The following is a 13,977-nucleotide window of genomic DNA, read 5'->3' as shown; positions in this document are numbered from 1 at the left end:
AGTGTACTTTATTGTTTACACAAGTCAGCGCTTTGTTACGCAACCGCCCCCACATTACCAAGGAAAAACAAACAATCAAGTGAAACCAGCGGTTTCATTCTCCATTAGGTGGATAAACAACCAGCATGACGACGAGTGGCACCCGAAAGTAGCGTGACAAAGGTGCCTCAACCACCAAATTTGTAAACATACAGTTACACTCACCATGCTGGGAGTATCCCTATACAAGTCCCCTTCCCCTCCCCGGCCGCGGTCAAGATTCTCAATATGCCATAAAAAAGCGGGGCACCTTGGCCCCGCTTGCGTTCCCGTGTTGCTCTTCTTTTATTATTTGCCGTGCGCCTTGATGACCGCGACCGCCTTGTCCGGGAAGTCGCTGAACACCCCGTCCACATCGGCCTGATAGAGGAAGATGTTGAGCAGGTCGGTGAAGTCTTTCGCATAGGCCGGGATCTGGCCCTGATCCTGGCGGAAGGTATAGGGATGCACTTTGAGGCCGGCGGCGTGGGCCTCCTTCACCATGGAGGTGAACACCGGCTTGCCCGGGGTGCCCGGCTCGGTGACTATCATCGGCTTCCAGGGGCCTATGCCGTCGGCATAGCCGGCGATCGTCTTCATGGCGCCCGGCTTGAACATCCAGCCGTAGTCGTAGGGGGTCGCCTTGCCCTTGGCGTCGTAGACCATGGTCTCGTTCCAGTCGGTCTCGGCCATCAGCTGCACCAGCTTCAAGTCCATGCCCAGCGCCGGCATCAGCTCGCCGTCGATGCGCTTGAGCTCATCGGCATCGAAGCTCTGCAGGTAGATCTTGCTCTCCTTATTGGTGTAGCCGTACTGCTTGAGCACCTGCAGCACCGCCTTGGAGATGTCCTTGCCTTCGTGACGGAACAGCCAGGGCGCTTTTATCTCCGGGTAGATGCCGATGTTGTTGCCGGTGCTCTTGTTGAGCCCCTGGATCATCTCTATCTCTTCCTGGAAGGTGTGGATCTGGAAGCTGGACTGCCACAGCGGGAAACGGGCCGGATAGACAGGCACCTGCTTGCCATCCACCAGCTGGAACGGCTCCGTCATGCGCAGCGAGCGCACCTCGGCCAGGGTGAAATCCACCACGTAGTAGCGGCCATCCGGGCGGGCCCGGTCGGGGAAGCGCTCGGCCACGTCTGTGATGCCATCGAGGAAGTGATCGTGCATCACCACCAGCTGGTCATCCTTGGTCATCACCAGATCCTGCTCCAGGTAATCGGCCCCCATACCGTAGGCCAAGGCTTTGGACTCGAGCGTGTGCTCAGGCAGGTAGCCGGAGGCGCCGCGGTGGGCGATCACTATCTTGCCTTCGTCGGCCGCCAGGGCGGGCAAGGCGAGGACGGCCCCGAGGCCAAGGGCGACCAGGGAGAGAGGACGTTTCTTCATAGGTGATGCTCTTTATTATTGTGTGTTGAATGTAGGTTATTGTTATAGCAGAGGTTTATTTCATTTTTACGGCGGGCGGCCGAGGGGGCGCCCGCCCGTCGATCATCCCGCCTTGGAGAGGGCGTGGTGCTGATGTTCCAGCCAGGCCAGCAGTTGCTGCTGCTCAGGCTGGGACAGACGCAGCCCCAGCTTGCTGCGGCGCCACAAGATATCTTCCAGCGAATGGGCCCACTCGCGGTGCATCAGGTAACGCACTTCAGACTCGTACAGGCCTGCACCGAAGTGCTGGCCGCGCGCCTCGTGCAACCAGAGGCGGGCGTGGCTGCCATAGGCCTCGGCGATGCGGCGGGCGCTGCGCTCATCCAGCCAGTCGAACTCGAGCAGATAGGCGCGGGCCAGCTCGGCGGTGGTGCAGTCGAACTCGCCACCCGGCAGCCGGCTGAAGGCGGTCCAGTCCTCTCCCATCTGGCCGAACCAGGGCTTGAGCTTGTTGCAGGCGGCCTGGGCCAGCTTGCGATAGGTGGTGAGCTTGCCGCCAAACACCGACAGCAGCGGCGCGCCATCGGATTCGCCACTGAGTTCGAGCGTGTAGTCGCGGGTCACCGCCTGGGGCGAGTCGGACTCGTCATCGCAGAGCGGGCGCACCCCGGCATAGGTCCAGATCACCTCGGCGGGCGAGATCTGGCGGGTAAAGTGAGCGTTGACCACCTGGCAGAGGTAATCCACCTCGGCGGCGCTGATCTTCGCCTCGCGCGGATCGCCCTTGTGCTCCACGTCCGTGGTGCCGATCAGGGAGTAATCCTGCTGGTAGGGGATGACGAAGACGATGCGGTTGTCCTCGTTTTGCAGTATGTAGGCCTCTTCGCGCTCGTGAATGCGCGGCACTATGATGTGGCTGCCCTTGATCAGGCGGATGCCGCGCGGGGATTTCTCGTGCAGGCTCTCGTCGTAGAAGGTCTTGACCCAGGGGCCGGCCGCATTGACCAGGGCGCGGCAGGTGACACTGAACTGCTCGCCTCCCGCCCGCTCCAGGGTCAGAGTCCAGTGCTTGGAGCCGCGCACCGCCTTGATGCAGCGGGTGCGGGTCTGCACCTCGGCGCCCTTGTCGCGGGCCATCATGGCGTTGAGCACCACCAGCCGGGCGTCATCCACCCAGGCATCCGAGTATTCGAATCCCTTGCCGATGCCGCTCTTCAGCCCATCCTGCGGCAGGAAGCGCACGCCGCAACTGCCCTTGAGCCGGTCGCGCTTGGCCAGGTTGTCGTAGAGGAAGAGGCCGGCGCGGATCATCCAGGCCGGGCGCAGGTGCGGGCGGTGTGGCAGGCGAAAACGCATGGGCCGGGCGATGTGGGGCGCCATGCCGAGCAGCACCTCGCGCTCGGCAAGTGCCTCTTTCACCAGCCGGAACTCGTAGTGCTCGAGGTAGCGCAGGCCACCGTGGATCAGCTTGCTGGAGTTGGAGGAGGTGGCAGAGGCGAGATCCTGGGCCTCGAACAACGCCACCTTCAGCCCCCGCCCCGCCGCATCTGCCGCGATGCCGACTCCGTTGATGCCGCCGCCAACGACGACCAGATCATAATGTTCGCTCATGTTCACCTACTTTCTTATTTTGGGTTTGCCAGGCCGGCAATGTTTGATTTCGCTCATATTAGAACATGAAAAAATGATAAACGAACATTTTATGAGGGAAATGTGATCGCGATTGTTCTGACAATGCTAAAAATGCTGCCAATCGGTGACGGAATGGCCAGTAAGGGATGAGGCGCGCACAGGGTGCGAGACAGGGGCGATGCCGGGGCGCGGGTATAGAGGGTGGAAACAGGGATAAAGAGGAAAGGAAGCGGCCGCCAGCGTGGCGGCCTGATGCCGGTGCGGGTTAAGGGGTTATCAGCAGATGTGGCACTCGATCTGGTGCTGGGACATCAGCCGCATCAGCTTCTCCGGCGGCTCCTGATCGGTGAACATGGCGTGGATCTGGTTGAGGTTGCCGAGGTTGACCATGGCATTGCGACCGAACTTGGTGTGGTCGGCGGCCAAGAACACCTGGCGGGAGTGGGCGATGATGGCCTGGGCGATCTTCACCTCGTGGTAATCGAAATCGAGCAGGGAGCCGTCGTTGTCGATGCCCGATATGCCGATGACGCCATAGTCCATGCGGAACTGGCCGATGAAGTCACGGGTCGCCTCCCCCACTATGCCGCCATCCCGGTTGCGGATCTCGCCACCGGCGATGATGACGGTGAAGTCATCCTTGGCGGTGAGGATGCTGGCGACGTTGAGGTTGTTGGTGACGATGCGCAGCTCACGGTGATCGAGCAGGGCGCGGGCGATGGCCTCGGTGGTGGTGCCGATGTCGATGAAGAGGGAGGAGCCATCGGGAATGTGGGCGGCCACCTCGCGGGCGATGCGCTCTTTCTCCTTGAGTTGCATCACCTTGCGGGCGCTGTAGGCGGTGTTGACGGTACTCGAATGCAGGGAGGCACCGCCATGATGACGCCGGATCTTGTTCTGCTCGGCGAGATCGTTCAGATCCCGGCGAATGGTCTGGGGGCTGACGTCGAAGTGGGTCACCAGATCGTCGGTCGAGACAAAGCCCTGCCGCGTCAGGACGTCCAGGATCTCCAGATGTCGTTGGGTTTGCTTCACGCTTGCACTCCGGTGATGAGACGAAAAAAGGCCCCGGCAATGCGGGGCCTTTTGCAGTTTACCTTATCCCCTTTGGGATCGATAAGGTCAGGATCACGTTTTATGCCTTATTGGCGGCCGCCTTGGCAGCCACGGCCAGGTTCTCGTGCTTTAGGGTCATGGCCAGCAAGATGATGGAGAGCACGCAAGACGCGGTCAGCACCATGAAGCCGCCATCCCAGCCGAAGTGGTCGACTGTGTAGCCCAGCATGGCGTTGGCCGCCACGGCGCCACCCAGGTAACCGAACAGCCCGGTGAAACCGGCCGCGGTACCGGCCGCCTTCTTCGGTGCCAGCTCCAGGGCGTAGAGACCGATCAGCATGACGGGGCCGTAGATCAGGAAGCCGATGGCCACCAGCGCCAGCATGTCGACGGTCGGGTTGCCGGCCGGGTTGAGCCAGTAGACCAGCACGGCGACGGTCACCAGCACCATGAACAGGATGCCGGCCGGGGCGCGGCGGCCCTGGAACAGCTTGTCGGAGATCCAGCCGCACAGCAGGGTGCCCGGGATCCCCGCCCACTCATAGAGGAAGTAGGCCCAGGAGGAGTGATCCACGCTGAAGTCCTTGGCCTCCTTGAGGTAGGTCGGCGCCCAGTCCAGCACCCCGTAACGGATGAGGTAGACGAAGGCGTTGGCGATGGCGATGTACCACAGCAGCTTGTTGTGCAGCACGTACTTGACGAAGATCTCCTTGGCGGAGAACTCCTGCTCGTGGCTCTCGTTGTAGTCCTTCGGGTAGTCCTCCTTGTACTCCTCGATGGGCGGCAGGCCGACCGATTGCGGGGTGTCGCGCATCACGAAGAAGGCGATCACCGCGATGGCGGCGGCAGCAGCGGCCGGCACATAGAAGGCGCTGCGCCAGTCGTTGAACCAGCCCATGCCGAGGATGAACAGCGGACCTATCATGCCGCCGCCCACGTTGTGGGCCACGTTCCAGACCGCAACCACTTCGCCGCGCTCCTTCTGGGACCACCAGTGCACCATGGTGCGACCGCAGGGCGGCCAGCCCATGCCCTGTACCCAGCCGTTCAGGAACAGCAGCACGAACATGATGGCGATGCTGGAGGTAGCCCAGTGCACAGTCCCCATCATGAACATGATGCCGGCCGAGAGCAGCAGGCCGGCGGAGAGGAAATAGCGCGCGTTGGAGCGATCCGACACGTTCCCCATCAGGAACTTGGACAGACCGTAGGCGATGGAGACGCCGGACAGGGCCAGGCCCAGATCACCGCGGGAGAAGCCCTGCTCGATCAGGTAGGGCATCGCCAGACTGAAGTTCTTGCGTACCAGGTAATAACCGGCGTAGCCGAAGAAGATCCCGAAAAACATCTGCCAGCGCATACGTTTGTAGAAGGGATCGACCTGGTCGGCCGGCAGCCTGTCGATGTGGGGTGCAGGCCTGAAGAGACTAAGCATGTTCTGCTTCCTTATTGTTGTTATGGGCGGTTGAGGGTGCCCTGGTCATGCCACGACCAGATGAGTCCTGATTCGTAAGCGAGCCTATTGTGCTCATATGTGAACATTCAATCTGTGATGGAGACTCAAATATTGCAGATTTATTACAAAATAAGTCATGTAATGAGTGATCGCTCATTGGCTTCCATCCCATATATGGCAAGGCATAGGGATACCCCCTAAGTAGTATTTGCGCCAATCACTGTTGCTTTTCGTCACATTTTCTTAGCAATGAGTGGGATCTTGTCCACATTTCCGGTGGCAGGGGGATGGTGAATTCACCCAGAAGGTTTATTTTCTCTCTCGTCCAAGAACGAGCGCAAACGAGCATAACGTTTGCGCCGACTTAAAAAACAAGAAAAACCGTTTTCGGGCGCAATAGATGGGACAAAAAGATAACGAGATGGAACATCAAACCTACTCTGGGTGGATATAAGGAAAAAAGGTATGAGCATACAAAGACCCAATACCCTGCTTGGCGAGTGCATCGCCGAGTTTATCGGAACCGGCCTGCTGATCTTCTTCGGCGTCGGTTGTGTGGCAGCCCTGGTGCTGGCCGGTGCCAACTTCGGACAATGGGAAATCTCCATTACCTGGGGTCTGGGTGTCGCCATCGCCATCTATGTCACCGGCGGCATCTCAGGTGCCCACCTGAACCCGGCCGTGACCCTGGCACTGATGACCTTCGCCGGCTTTGACAAGCGCAAGGTGGTGCCCTTCATCATCGCCCAGATCGCCGGTGCCTTCTGCTCCGCCGCCCTGGTCTACTTCCTCTACGGCGGCCTGTTCACCCAGTGGGAGCTGACCCACAACGTGGTGCGCGGCAGCGTCGAGAGCCTCGGCACCGCCGGCATCTTCTCCACCTACCCCAATGCCCTGCTCTCCAACATGCAGGCGTTCGCGGTCGAGCTGGTGATCACCGCCGTGCTGATGCTGGGCATCATGGCACTGGGTGACAACAACAACGGCGCCCCCAAGGGCTTCGCCGCCGCCCTGCTGATCGGCATCCTGATCGCGGTGATCGGCGCCTCCCTCGGCCCCTTGACCGGCTTCGCCATGAACCCGGCCCGTGACTTCGGTCCCAAGCTGTTCGCCTTCGTCGCAGGCTGGGGTGATGTGGCCCTGACCGGCGGCCGTGACAACCCCTACTTCTGGGTGCCCATCCTCGGCCCCATCGTCGGCGCCCAGCTGGGTACCGCCCTCTATGTGAAAGTATTGGCCCCCTGTGTGCCGGGCAACCGTGTTGCCGCCACCCAGGATGCAGCCCAACTCGCTAACGACAAGGCCGCCGCATAAGAGCGGCCCCAAAAAACGTGGAGAACATCATGTCTGCTGAAAAGAAATATGTCGTCGCCCTGGATCAAGGCACCACCTCGTCCCGTGCCATAGTGTTCGATCAGGATGCCAATATAGTCGCGACCTCCCAGCGCGAATTCACCCAGCACTACCCCAAGGCGGGCTGGGTCGAGCACGATCCCATGGAGATCTGGGCGACCCAGTCTTCCGTCTTCACCGAGGTACTGGCCAAGAGCGGCCTGCACAGCGAACAGATCGCCGCCATCGGCATCACCAACCAGCGTGAAACCACCGTGGTGTGGGAGAAGGCCACCGGCAAGCCCATCTACAACGCCATCGTCTGGCAGTGCCGCCGCACCGCCGCCATCTGCGAGGAGCTCAAGGCCCGCGGCCTGGAAGAGTATGTGCGCGACAACACCGGCCTGGTGCTGGATGCCTACTTCTCCGGCACCAAGGTGAAGTGGATCCTGGACAACGTGGAAGGGGCCCGCGAGCAGGCGATGAACGGCGAGCTGCTGTTCGGCACCATCGACACCTGGCTGGTGTGGAAGATGACCAACGGCGAGGTGCACGTCACCGATCCGACCAACGCCTCGCGCACCATGCTCTACAACATCCGCGAGCTGAAGTGGGACCAGAAGATGCTGGACGAGCTGGGCATCCCGCTCTCCATGCTGCCGGAAGTCAAACCCTCCTCCGAGGTGTATGGCTACACCACCCGTGGCGGCGGCGCCCGCATCCCCATCGCCGGCATCGCCGGTGACCAGCAGTCCGCCCTGTTCGGCCAGCTCTGCTTCGAGAAGGGCATGGCCAAGAACACCTATGGCACCGGCTGCTTCCTGCTGATGAACACCGGCACCGAGCCGGTCCGCTCCAACAACGGCCTGCTGACCACGGTCGCCATCGGTCCTAAGGGGGAGGTGAACTATGCCCTCGAGGGAGCCGTGTTCATGGGCGGCGCCACCATCCAGTGGCTGCGCGACGAGCTGAAGATCATTCACGATGCCCGCGACACCGACTACTTCGCCTCCAAGGTGGGTGATACCAACGGCGTCTACCTGGTGCCGGCCTTCGTCGGCCTGGGCGCTCCCTACTGGGATCCGTACGCCCGCGGCACCATGGTCGGCCTGACCCGCGGTGCCAACCGCAACCACATCATCCGCGCCGCGCTGGAGTCCATCGCCTACCAGAGCCGCGATGTGCTCGACGCCATGCAGCAGGACTCCGGCATCAAGCTGGCCTCCCTCAAGGTGGACGGTGGCGCCGTCGCCAACGACTTCCTGATGCAGTTCCAGTCCGACATGATGCACACCCCTGTGGTGCGCCCGACCCGTATCGAGACCACCGCCATGGGCGCCGCCTTCCTGGCCGGTCTGGCGGTCGGCTTCTGGAAGAGCTCGGACGAGCTGCAGGACAAGTTCAGCGTGGATCGCGAGTTCATCCCGCAGATGGATCACGCCGATCGCGACAAGCGCTATCGCGGCTGGCAGAAGGCGGTAGAACGCTCCCGTCGCTGGGCCGAAGAGGATTAATCGGGCAACCCATGCATCCTTGAGATGAAAACGCACGAGGCCGACAGCGATGTCGGCCTCTTTCTATGGTGCTCATTTGCTATGGCGCGCCTGAGGCCCGCCATCTCCCCTACAGCGAATGGTTGCCGAGCTGCTCTCTCAGGAAGTCGAGCCAGACCCGCAGCCGGATGTCGCGCTGGGCATCGGAGTAGAAGACCCCGTTGATGGGGCGCGAGGCGCCGCTGTTGCTGCGGGCCAGCACCTCCACCAGGGTGCCGCTCGCCCGATCCGGCCCTGTCATGAAGTCCGACAGGCAGACGATCCCCTGCCCTGCCAGTGCCAGCTGGCGCAGGGTCTCGCCGCTGCTGGCCCGCAGGGTCGGGGCGATGGCGAACCTGTCCCCCTGCTCTTCGCTGAGCAGCGGCCAATGATTGAGGTGATCGGGGTGCAGAAAGCCGAGCAGCTCGTGGCCCGCCAGCAGATCCGCCGGTTGGCGCGGGGTGCCCCGCTCGCTCAAGTAAGCAGGAGAGGCCAGCAGCCGCAGCCGCGAGCGACCGAGCGGCAGGGCACGCAGGGAGGAGTCGGTCAGCTCGCCGATGCGAATGGCCATGTCCACCCGCCGCTCCATCAGGTTGATGAAGCCCTCGGAGCTGTGCAGCTGCAGCTCGATGCCGGGGTAGCGGCGGCGAAACTCGCCGATGATGGGCACCAGCCGGTGCAGGATGAAGGGGGTGGCGGCGTCAACGCGCAGTATCCCCTCCGGCTGCTCCCGGCGCATCAGCAGGTGGCTCTCCGCCTCGCTCATCTCGGTCAGCACCTTCACCGCCCGCTGATAGAACCAGCTCCCCTCCTCGGTCAGACTGACCCGCCGGGTGGTGCGGTTGAGCAGCACTGTGGAGAGCTTCTCCTCCAGCCGCTTGATGCCCCGGCTCACCACGGAGTTGTCCATTCCCAGATTCTCAGCCGCCTGGCGAAAACTGCCCGCCTCCACCACGGCCACGAACAGGGTCAACTCATCGGAATGGGTCTTCATTGTTGTTATCTCAGCAAGAGTAATGCGTCTTTATAGTCATTATGGCGGTGAGTTGGCAAGCCAAATGACCCGCATCGACTCGCCGGCTGGTGCGCCAACCCGGGCCCCGACAAGCCGCCGGCGCAGACTGGCTATACTGAGTCGGCTCGCGCATCCCGTCTGAATGCGCGTGGAGGACAATGACTGAGGGCCATCCGCAGAGGGCCGGTTCGCCGCCTGCCGGGGCTCACAACAACCAACGAGGAGTCCGGTGATGAAATACAAGGGAAGCTGCCACTGCGGCAGGGTGGCATTCGAAGTCGAAGGGGAGCTGACCCAGGCCCTGGCCTGCAACTGCTCCATCTGCCAGCGCAAGGGATCCCTGCTGTGGATCATGCCCCACGACAGGCTGCACCTGCTGACCCCGGACGAGGCGGCCAGCACCTACACCTTCAACAAGCACGTGGTCAAACACCGCTTCTGTCCGCGCTGCGGCATGCACCCCTATGGAGAGGGAGTAGATCCCAAGGGCAGCCACATAGTCGCCATCAATATCCGCTGCCTGGAGGGGATAGACCCCGACTCGGTGCCGGTGCACCACTACGATGGCCGGGCCCTGTGACAAGGGTTGCCGCCTTAGATAATCACTCAGGCCAGAGGCTATCTGTTTCCCCTCTGGCCTGACATTCCTCTCCCGGCCTGTTCCCACCCGTTGTCTGCATGGTCGATGTGATCCGGCGCAAACACCCGAGCCCATAAAAAGGCTACAATCGGCGCCCATATGGATACGTACCGGCCTGAACGCTTATTGACTAGCCCCGCCTGTACCCTCTCTGGTTATCACGGAAGAAGAGAAGCATGTCATACGAACGTCGCCTGAACTCCGCTCATCAGGAGCTTGAAAACAAAGGCGTGTGGCCCGCCAGCTACAATCCGCCACTGATACTGCTGCTGCGCAAACTGGGCCTGCGGCTGAGGCCACCCCACTATGAGCGCTTTATGGTCAACCTGCTCATCCTGGGCTTACCAACCGGTGCGATCTGGGGTCTGTTGATGTGGTTCTTCGGCTGGCAATATGAGGTGAGCCCGGTGTTTGCCCTGCGCCAAACCAGTTTCTTTGCCATCGGTGTCGGCCTGCTGATGGCGATCATCTTCTGGGTGCGCCGCAGGCAGCTCAAGCTGACCCCGTGGGCAGCACTGCCCCACTCCACCATTCATACCCAGAAACGCTGGCAGCCCCGATAGCTGCCAGCCATCGATCACCCTTGAAAGAAAAGGAGCCAGCCATGACCAAGGCCCATGAAAAACTGAACTATGTGGAGTTTGCGGCCAGGGATCTGACGGCCACCAAGGCCTTCTTCCAGGCCGCCTTCGGCTGGCAGTTTGTCGACTATGGCCCCGACTATGCGGCCTTTGCCGATGAGGGGCTGGATGGCGGCTTCTACCGTGCGGATCTGTGCAGTCACAGCGCCCAGGGCGGCGCCCTGCTGGTGTTCTACAGCGCCGATATCGAGGCGACCCAGGCCAGGGTCAGCGCCCATGGCGGCACCATCAACCGCCCACTGTTTGATTTTCCCGGTGGCCGCCGCTTTCACTTTGTCGAACCCAGCGGCAATGAGTTTGCGGTCTGGTCAGAACCGGCCGCCTGATGGCGAGGGGTGGGGAGCTCCAGCCCATCCAGCTCTCTGGATTGCTCCCCGGCGCTGGCTACCCGCCGGTCTCTTTTCTCTCCCTATTGCTGCGCTCATCTCAATAGTGTTTTGCGAGAGCGGCTATGTTTCGCCCCCCTCGCCGCAGGCATACTGACCCTCGTCTTAGCAAGGAGGTGCAGATGCCATCCCCCGTCATAGTGATTGCCCAGCTTGAAGCCAAGCCAGAATTCGCCGCCCGCTGCAGGGCCGCTCTTGAACCGCTGATCGCGGCCACCCAGCAAGAGGCCGGTTGCCTGCGCTATCAGCTGCACCAGAGCCTGGAGAACCCCCAGTCCTGGATGCTGCACGAGGAGTGGGTGAGCGAGGAAGCCCTCGACGCCCACCAGCAAGAGCCCCATTTTATCGCCTTCGTGGCCACCACCGAGGGCTGGTTTGCCAGCAGCACCGTTCGCCGCTATCACTTGGCCTGACCGCCTGCACCACTTTGCTGCCCATCGGCAGGTTCAGCCGCCAACGGCGACCCTGACTGATGGGTAAACCCGATAAACAAGAACGTAAAAATGCAGAACATGAGGAGTTTGATGATGAAAATGCCTGCCATGGGTCTGGGGACCTTCCGCCTGAAGGGCGAGCCTCTGCTCGCCACCCTGAATACCGGCCTGGAGCTCGGCTATCGCCACATCGATACCGCCCAGATCTACGACAACGAGTCCGAAGTGGGCGAGGTGCTGGCCACGACTTCGGTGCCTCGCGGCGATATCTACCTGACCACCAAGGTGTGGACCAGCGAGTTCGGTCAGGGCAAGCTCATTCCCAGCCTGAAGACCAGCTTGGAGAAGCTGCGCACCGACTATCTGGATCTCGCGCTCATCCACTGGCCCTCCCCCCAGGATGAGGTGCCGATGGCGGTCTATCTGGAGCAGCTGGCCGAGGCGAAGGCCCAGGGCCTGACCCGGGAGATCGGGGTCTCCAACTTCACGGTCGCCCAGCTTAAAGAAGCCATCGCCATCCTGGGGCAGGGCGCCATCGCCCACCAGCAGGTGGAGATCCATCCCCTGCTGCAAAACCGCAAGGTGGTGGAGTTCTGCCAGCAGCAGGGCATCGCCCTCACCGCCTACATGCCGCTGGCCTATGGCAAGGTGCTGAGCGAACCAGTGCTGATGGAGATCGGCGCACGCCATGGCGTCTCGGCGGCCCAGGTGTCGCTGGCCTGGCTGCTGGCCCAGGGCATGATGGTGATCCCGAGCTCCACCAAGCGGGAGAACCAGGCCGCCAACCTGGCCGCCCTCAAGGTGCGGCTCAGCCCGGAGGAGATGGCACAGATCGCCGGCCTGGACCGCGGCGAGCGCTGCGCCAACCCGGACTTCGCCCCCGCCTGGGACTAAGCCTGCCGCGGCCCCTTAGCCCGACTGATACCCCAAGCCCACCCTCAGGTGGGCTTGTCATTTTCTGCGCCCCCCACCACCAGACCCGCGATTAATGCTTCTCCAGCAAAAGTCTTTTGATCTCATCGTCATTTTTGCCAACAAACAAGCTCGGCATACTGCCGCCATTCTCCCGTCGGGAGTCACAGTCCAAGGAGTTTGTATGCCACTGGCGTTGTTTGCCCTCACCCTGAGTGCCTTTGCGATCGGCACCACCGAATTTGTGATAGTGGGGCTCATTCCCACCATCGCCGAGCAGCTGCATGTCTCGCTGCCCTCCGCCGGCCTGCTGGTCAGCCTCTATGCCCTGGGCGTCGCCATAGGCGCGCCGCTGCTGACGGCGCTGACCGGCAAGCTGCCGCGCAAGTGGCTGCTGGTGGGGCTGATGGCGCTGTTCACCCTCGGCAACCTGCTGGCCTGGCAGTCCCCCGGCTACAACAGCCTGATCGTCGCCCGGGTGCTGACCGGTCTGGCCCACGGGGTCTTCTTCTCGGTGGGTAGCACCATCGCCACCGGCCTGGTGGCCAAAGAGAAGGCGGCCAGCGCCATCGCCATCATGTTCAGCGGCTTGACGGTCGCGCTGGTCACCGGCGTGCCGCTTGGCACCTGGATTGGTCAGCAGTTCGGCTGGCGCGAGACCTTCCTGGTGGTGAGCCTGCTGGGCCTGATCGCCATGGTCGGCAGCCTGCTGCTGATCCCCAACAACCTGCCCAAGGGCGCCGCCTCCAGCATCCGTGAACAACTCTCGGTGCTGACCCACAAGCCGCTGCTGCTGGTCTATGCCAAGACGGCGCTGGGTTACGGTGGCGCCTTCACCGCCTTCACCTTCCTCGCCCCCATCCTGCAACAGGTGAGCGGCTTCGGGGCCAACGCGGTCAGCCTGATCCTGCTGGTGTACGGGGTATCGGTGGCGGTCGGCAACATCTGGGGCGGCAAGCTGGCGGACAAGATGGGCCCACTACCCGCGCTGAAACTGATGTTTGCCGGGCTGGCGATCATCTTGCTGATGCTCACCTTCACCGCGCCCCATCCGGTGCTGGCGGTGCTGACCGTGCTGGTGTGGGGCGCCTTCGCGTTCGGCAATGTGCCGGGTCTGCAGGTGCTGGTGGTGAAACAGGCAGAGATCCACACCCCCAACGCGGTGGATGTGGCCTCCGGCCTCAACATCGCCGCCTTTAACGTCGGCATAGCGCTCGGCTCAGTGGTTGGTGGTTTAGTGGTGGAGCACCTTGGGCTGATGCACACCCCCTGGATCGGCGCGCTGATCGTGCTGCTGGCCTACGGCCTGACCCATGTCAGCGAGCGGCGCGAGGCCAGACTGGCCCTGGCGGTCTGATCCCTGGCAGATGAAAAAAGGCCGACACCCAGTGTCGGCCTTGTTGTTTGCCCGCTCCGCGAAGGTGGGCTCAGGGCTCCTTGAGATCCTCGTCCGCGGCCCAGCGGGCCTCCAACCAGAGCAGGTTGACCAGGCCGCAGAGCAGGGCAAACCCGAGCCCCAATATCCAGGTGAAATACCACATAGTCGAAGTCTCCC

The 13,977-nt window shown here is 62.1% G+C and carries 14 protein-coding genes; 8 read left to right on the top strand and 6 right to left on the bottom strand.

Going from position 1 to position 13,977, the window contains the following annotated elements; genetic code table 11:
* Positions 1–327: 327 nt before the first annotated feature.
* The 4 genes from glpQ to glpT form a co-directional block, all read right to left on the bottom strand.
* Complete coding sequence (gene glpQ / locus AACW18_RS05660; protein WP_218388057.1) at positions 328–1,407, bottom strand: glycerophosphodiester phosphodiesterase; 1,080 nt, start codon at positions 1,405–1,407, stop codon at positions 328–330.
* A 102-nt stretch (positions 1,408–1,509) separates the two neighbouring features.
* Positions 1,510–2,997 carry a glycerol-3-phosphate dehydrogenase gene (glpD, locus tag AACW18_RS05655; protein WP_218388056.1) on the bottom strand — a complete coding sequence of 496 codons (1,488 nt, stop codon included), beginning with the start codon at positions 2,995–2,997 and terminating at the stop codon, positions 1,510–1,512.
* Between the two features lie 297 nt (positions 2,998–3,294).
* A complete protein-coding gene (locus AACW18_RS05650; RefSeq protein ID WP_218290261.1) occupies positions 3,295–4,053 on the bottom strand; it encodes a DeoR/GlpR family transcriptional regulator in 759 nt (252 codons plus the stop codon).
* A 100-nt stretch (positions 4,054–4,153) separates the two neighbouring features.
* Positions 4,154–5,509 carry a glycerol-3-phosphate transporter gene (glpT, locus tag AACW18_RS05645; protein ID WP_218328066.1) on the bottom strand — a complete coding sequence of 452 codons (1,356 nt, stop codon included), beginning with the start codon at positions 5,507–5,509 and terminating at the stop codon, positions 4,154–4,156.
* A gap of 486 nt (positions 5,510–5,995) precedes the next feature.
* Here glpT and AACW18_RS05640 point away from each other — a divergent pair, with 486 nt between their 5' ends.
* Together AACW18_RS05640 and glpK are read left to right on the top strand one after the other, a co-directional pair.
* Entirely contained in the window at positions 5,996–6,844 is an 849-nt protein-coding gene (locus tag AACW18_RS05640; RefSeq protein WP_042651464.1) for an MIP/aquaporin family protein, read from the top strand.
* A 29-nt stretch (positions 6,845–6,873) separates the two neighbouring features.
* Positions 6,874–8,376, top strand: coding sequence for a glycerol kinase GlpK (glpK, locus tag AACW18_RS05635; RefSeq protein WP_042651463.1), 1,503 nt, complete (start codon positions 6,874–6,876; stop codon positions 8,374–8,376).
* Positions 8,377–8,485: 109 nt separating this feature from the next.
* Here the strand turns inward: glpK and AACW18_RS05630 are convergent, their stop codons facing one another.
* Positions 8,486–9,388: a LysR substrate-binding domain-containing protein gene (locus AACW18_RS05630; RefSeq protein ID WP_218388055.1), complete on the bottom strand. Its 903-nt coding sequence runs from the start codon at positions 9,386–9,388 to the stop codon at positions 8,486–8,488.
* 253 nt (positions 9,389–9,641) lie between these two features.
* On the opposite strand from AACW18_RS05630, the gene AACW18_RS05625 reads away from it, so the two are divergent.
* From AACW18_RS05625 to AACW18_RS05600, 6 genes are all read left to right on the top strand, one after another.
* Positions 9,642–9,989, top strand: coding sequence for a GFA family protein (locus AACW18_RS05625; RefSeq protein ID WP_218388054.1), 348 nt, complete (start codon positions 9,642–9,644; stop codon positions 9,987–9,989).
* A gap of 236 nt (positions 9,990–10,225) precedes the next feature.
* Positions 10,226–10,612 (top strand): DUF6404 family protein, encoded by a 387-nt coding sequence (locus AACW18_RS05620; RefSeq protein WP_218388053.1) that lies wholly within the window; start codon positions 10,226–10,228, stop codon positions 10,610–10,612.
* 41 nt (positions 10,613–10,653) lie between these two features.
* Entirely contained in the window at positions 10,654–11,016 is a 363-nt protein-coding gene (locus AACW18_RS05615; RefSeq protein ID WP_218388052.1) for a VOC family protein, read from the top strand.
* A gap of 182 nt (positions 11,017–11,198) precedes the next feature.
* Positions 11,199–11,489: a putative quinol monooxygenase gene (locus tag AACW18_RS05610; RefSeq protein WP_111912598.1), complete on the top strand. Its 291-nt coding sequence runs from the start codon at positions 11,199–11,201 to the stop codon at positions 11,487–11,489.
* Between the two features lie 111 nt (positions 11,490–11,600).
* Complete coding sequence (gene dkgB / locus AACW18_RS05605) at positions 11,601–12,404, top strand: 2,5-didehydrogluconate reductase DkgB (protein ID WP_218388051.1); 804 nt, start codon at positions 11,601–11,603, stop codon at positions 12,402–12,404.
* A 202-nt stretch (positions 12,405–12,606) separates the two neighbouring features.
* Positions 12,607–13,779, top strand: a complete 1,173-nt coding sequence (locus tag AACW18_RS05600) for an MFS transporter (RefSeq protein ID WP_218388050.1) — start codon at positions 12,607–12,609, stop codon at positions 13,777–13,779.
* A gap of 70 nt (positions 13,780–13,849) precedes the next feature.
* Here the strand turns inward: AACW18_RS05600 and cydX are convergent, their stop codons facing one another.
* Positions 13,850–13,963 carry a cytochrome bd-I oxidase subunit CydX gene (gene cydX, locus AACW18_RS05595; protein ID WP_025326454.1) on the bottom strand — a complete coding sequence of 38 codons (114 nt, stop codon included), beginning with the start codon at positions 13,961–13,963 and terminating at the stop codon, positions 13,850–13,852.
* Positions 13,964–13,977 lie beyond the last annotated feature (14 nt).

Origin of the sequence: Aeromonas sp. sia0103 (assembly GCF_963895295.1) — a bacterium.
Taxonomy (GTDB): Bacteria; Pseudomonadota; Gammaproteobacteria; order Enterobacterales; family Aeromonadaceae; genus Aeromonas; species Aeromonas encheleia.
Note: the sequence above shows the minus strand (reverse complement) of the source record. Positions and strands in the feature narration are given on the sequence as shown.

Coding starts and splice junctions, on each gene's coding strand:
- glpQ (WP_218388057.1), bottom strand. CDS start 1,407: ATGAAGAAACGTCCTCTCTCCCTGGTCGCCCTTGGCCTCGGGGCCGTC.
- glpD (WP_218388056.1), bottom strand. CDS start 2,997: ATGAGCGAACATTATGATCTGGTCGTCGTTGGCGGCGGCATCAACGGA.
- glpT (WP_218328066.1), bottom strand. CDS start 5,509: ATGCTTAGTCTCTTCAGGCCTGCACCCCACATCGACAGGCTGCCGGCC.
- AACW18_RS05640 (WP_042651464.1), top strand. CDS start 5,996: ATGAGCATACAAAGACCCAATACCCTGCTTGGCGAGTGCATCGCCGAG.
- glpK (WP_042651463.1), top strand. CDS start 6,874: ATGTCTGCTGAAAAGAAATATGTCGTCGCCCTGGATCAAGGCACCACC.
- AACW18_RS05630 (WP_218388055.1), bottom strand. CDS start 9,388: ATGAAGACCCATTCCGATGAGTTGACCCTGTTCGTGGCCGTGGTGGAG.
- AACW18_RS05625 (WP_218388054.1), top strand. CDS start 9,642: ATGAAATACAAGGGAAGCTGCCACTGCGGCAGGGTGGCATTCGAAGTC.
- AACW18_RS05620 (WP_218388053.1), top strand. CDS start 10,226: ATGTCATACGAACGTCGCCTGAACTCCGCTCATCAGGAGCTTGAAAAC.
- AACW18_RS05615 (WP_218388052.1), top strand. CDS start 10,654: ATGACCAAGGCCCATGAAAAACTGAACTATGTGGAGTTTGCGGCCAGG.
- AACW18_RS05610 (WP_111912598.1), top strand. CDS start 11,199: ATGCCATCCCCCGTCATAGTGATTGCCCAGCTTGAAGCCAAGCCAGAA.
- dkgB (WP_218388051.1), top strand. CDS start 11,601: ATGATGAAAATGCCTGCCATGGGTCTGGGGACCTTCCGCCTGAAGGGC.
- AACW18_RS05600 (WP_218388050.1), top strand. CDS start 12,607: ATGCCACTGGCGTTGTTTGCCCTCACCCTGAGTGCCTTTGCGATCGGC.
- cydX (WP_025326454.1), bottom strand. CDS start 13,963: ATGTGGTATTTCACCTGGATATTGGGGCTCGGGTTTGCCCTGCTCTGC.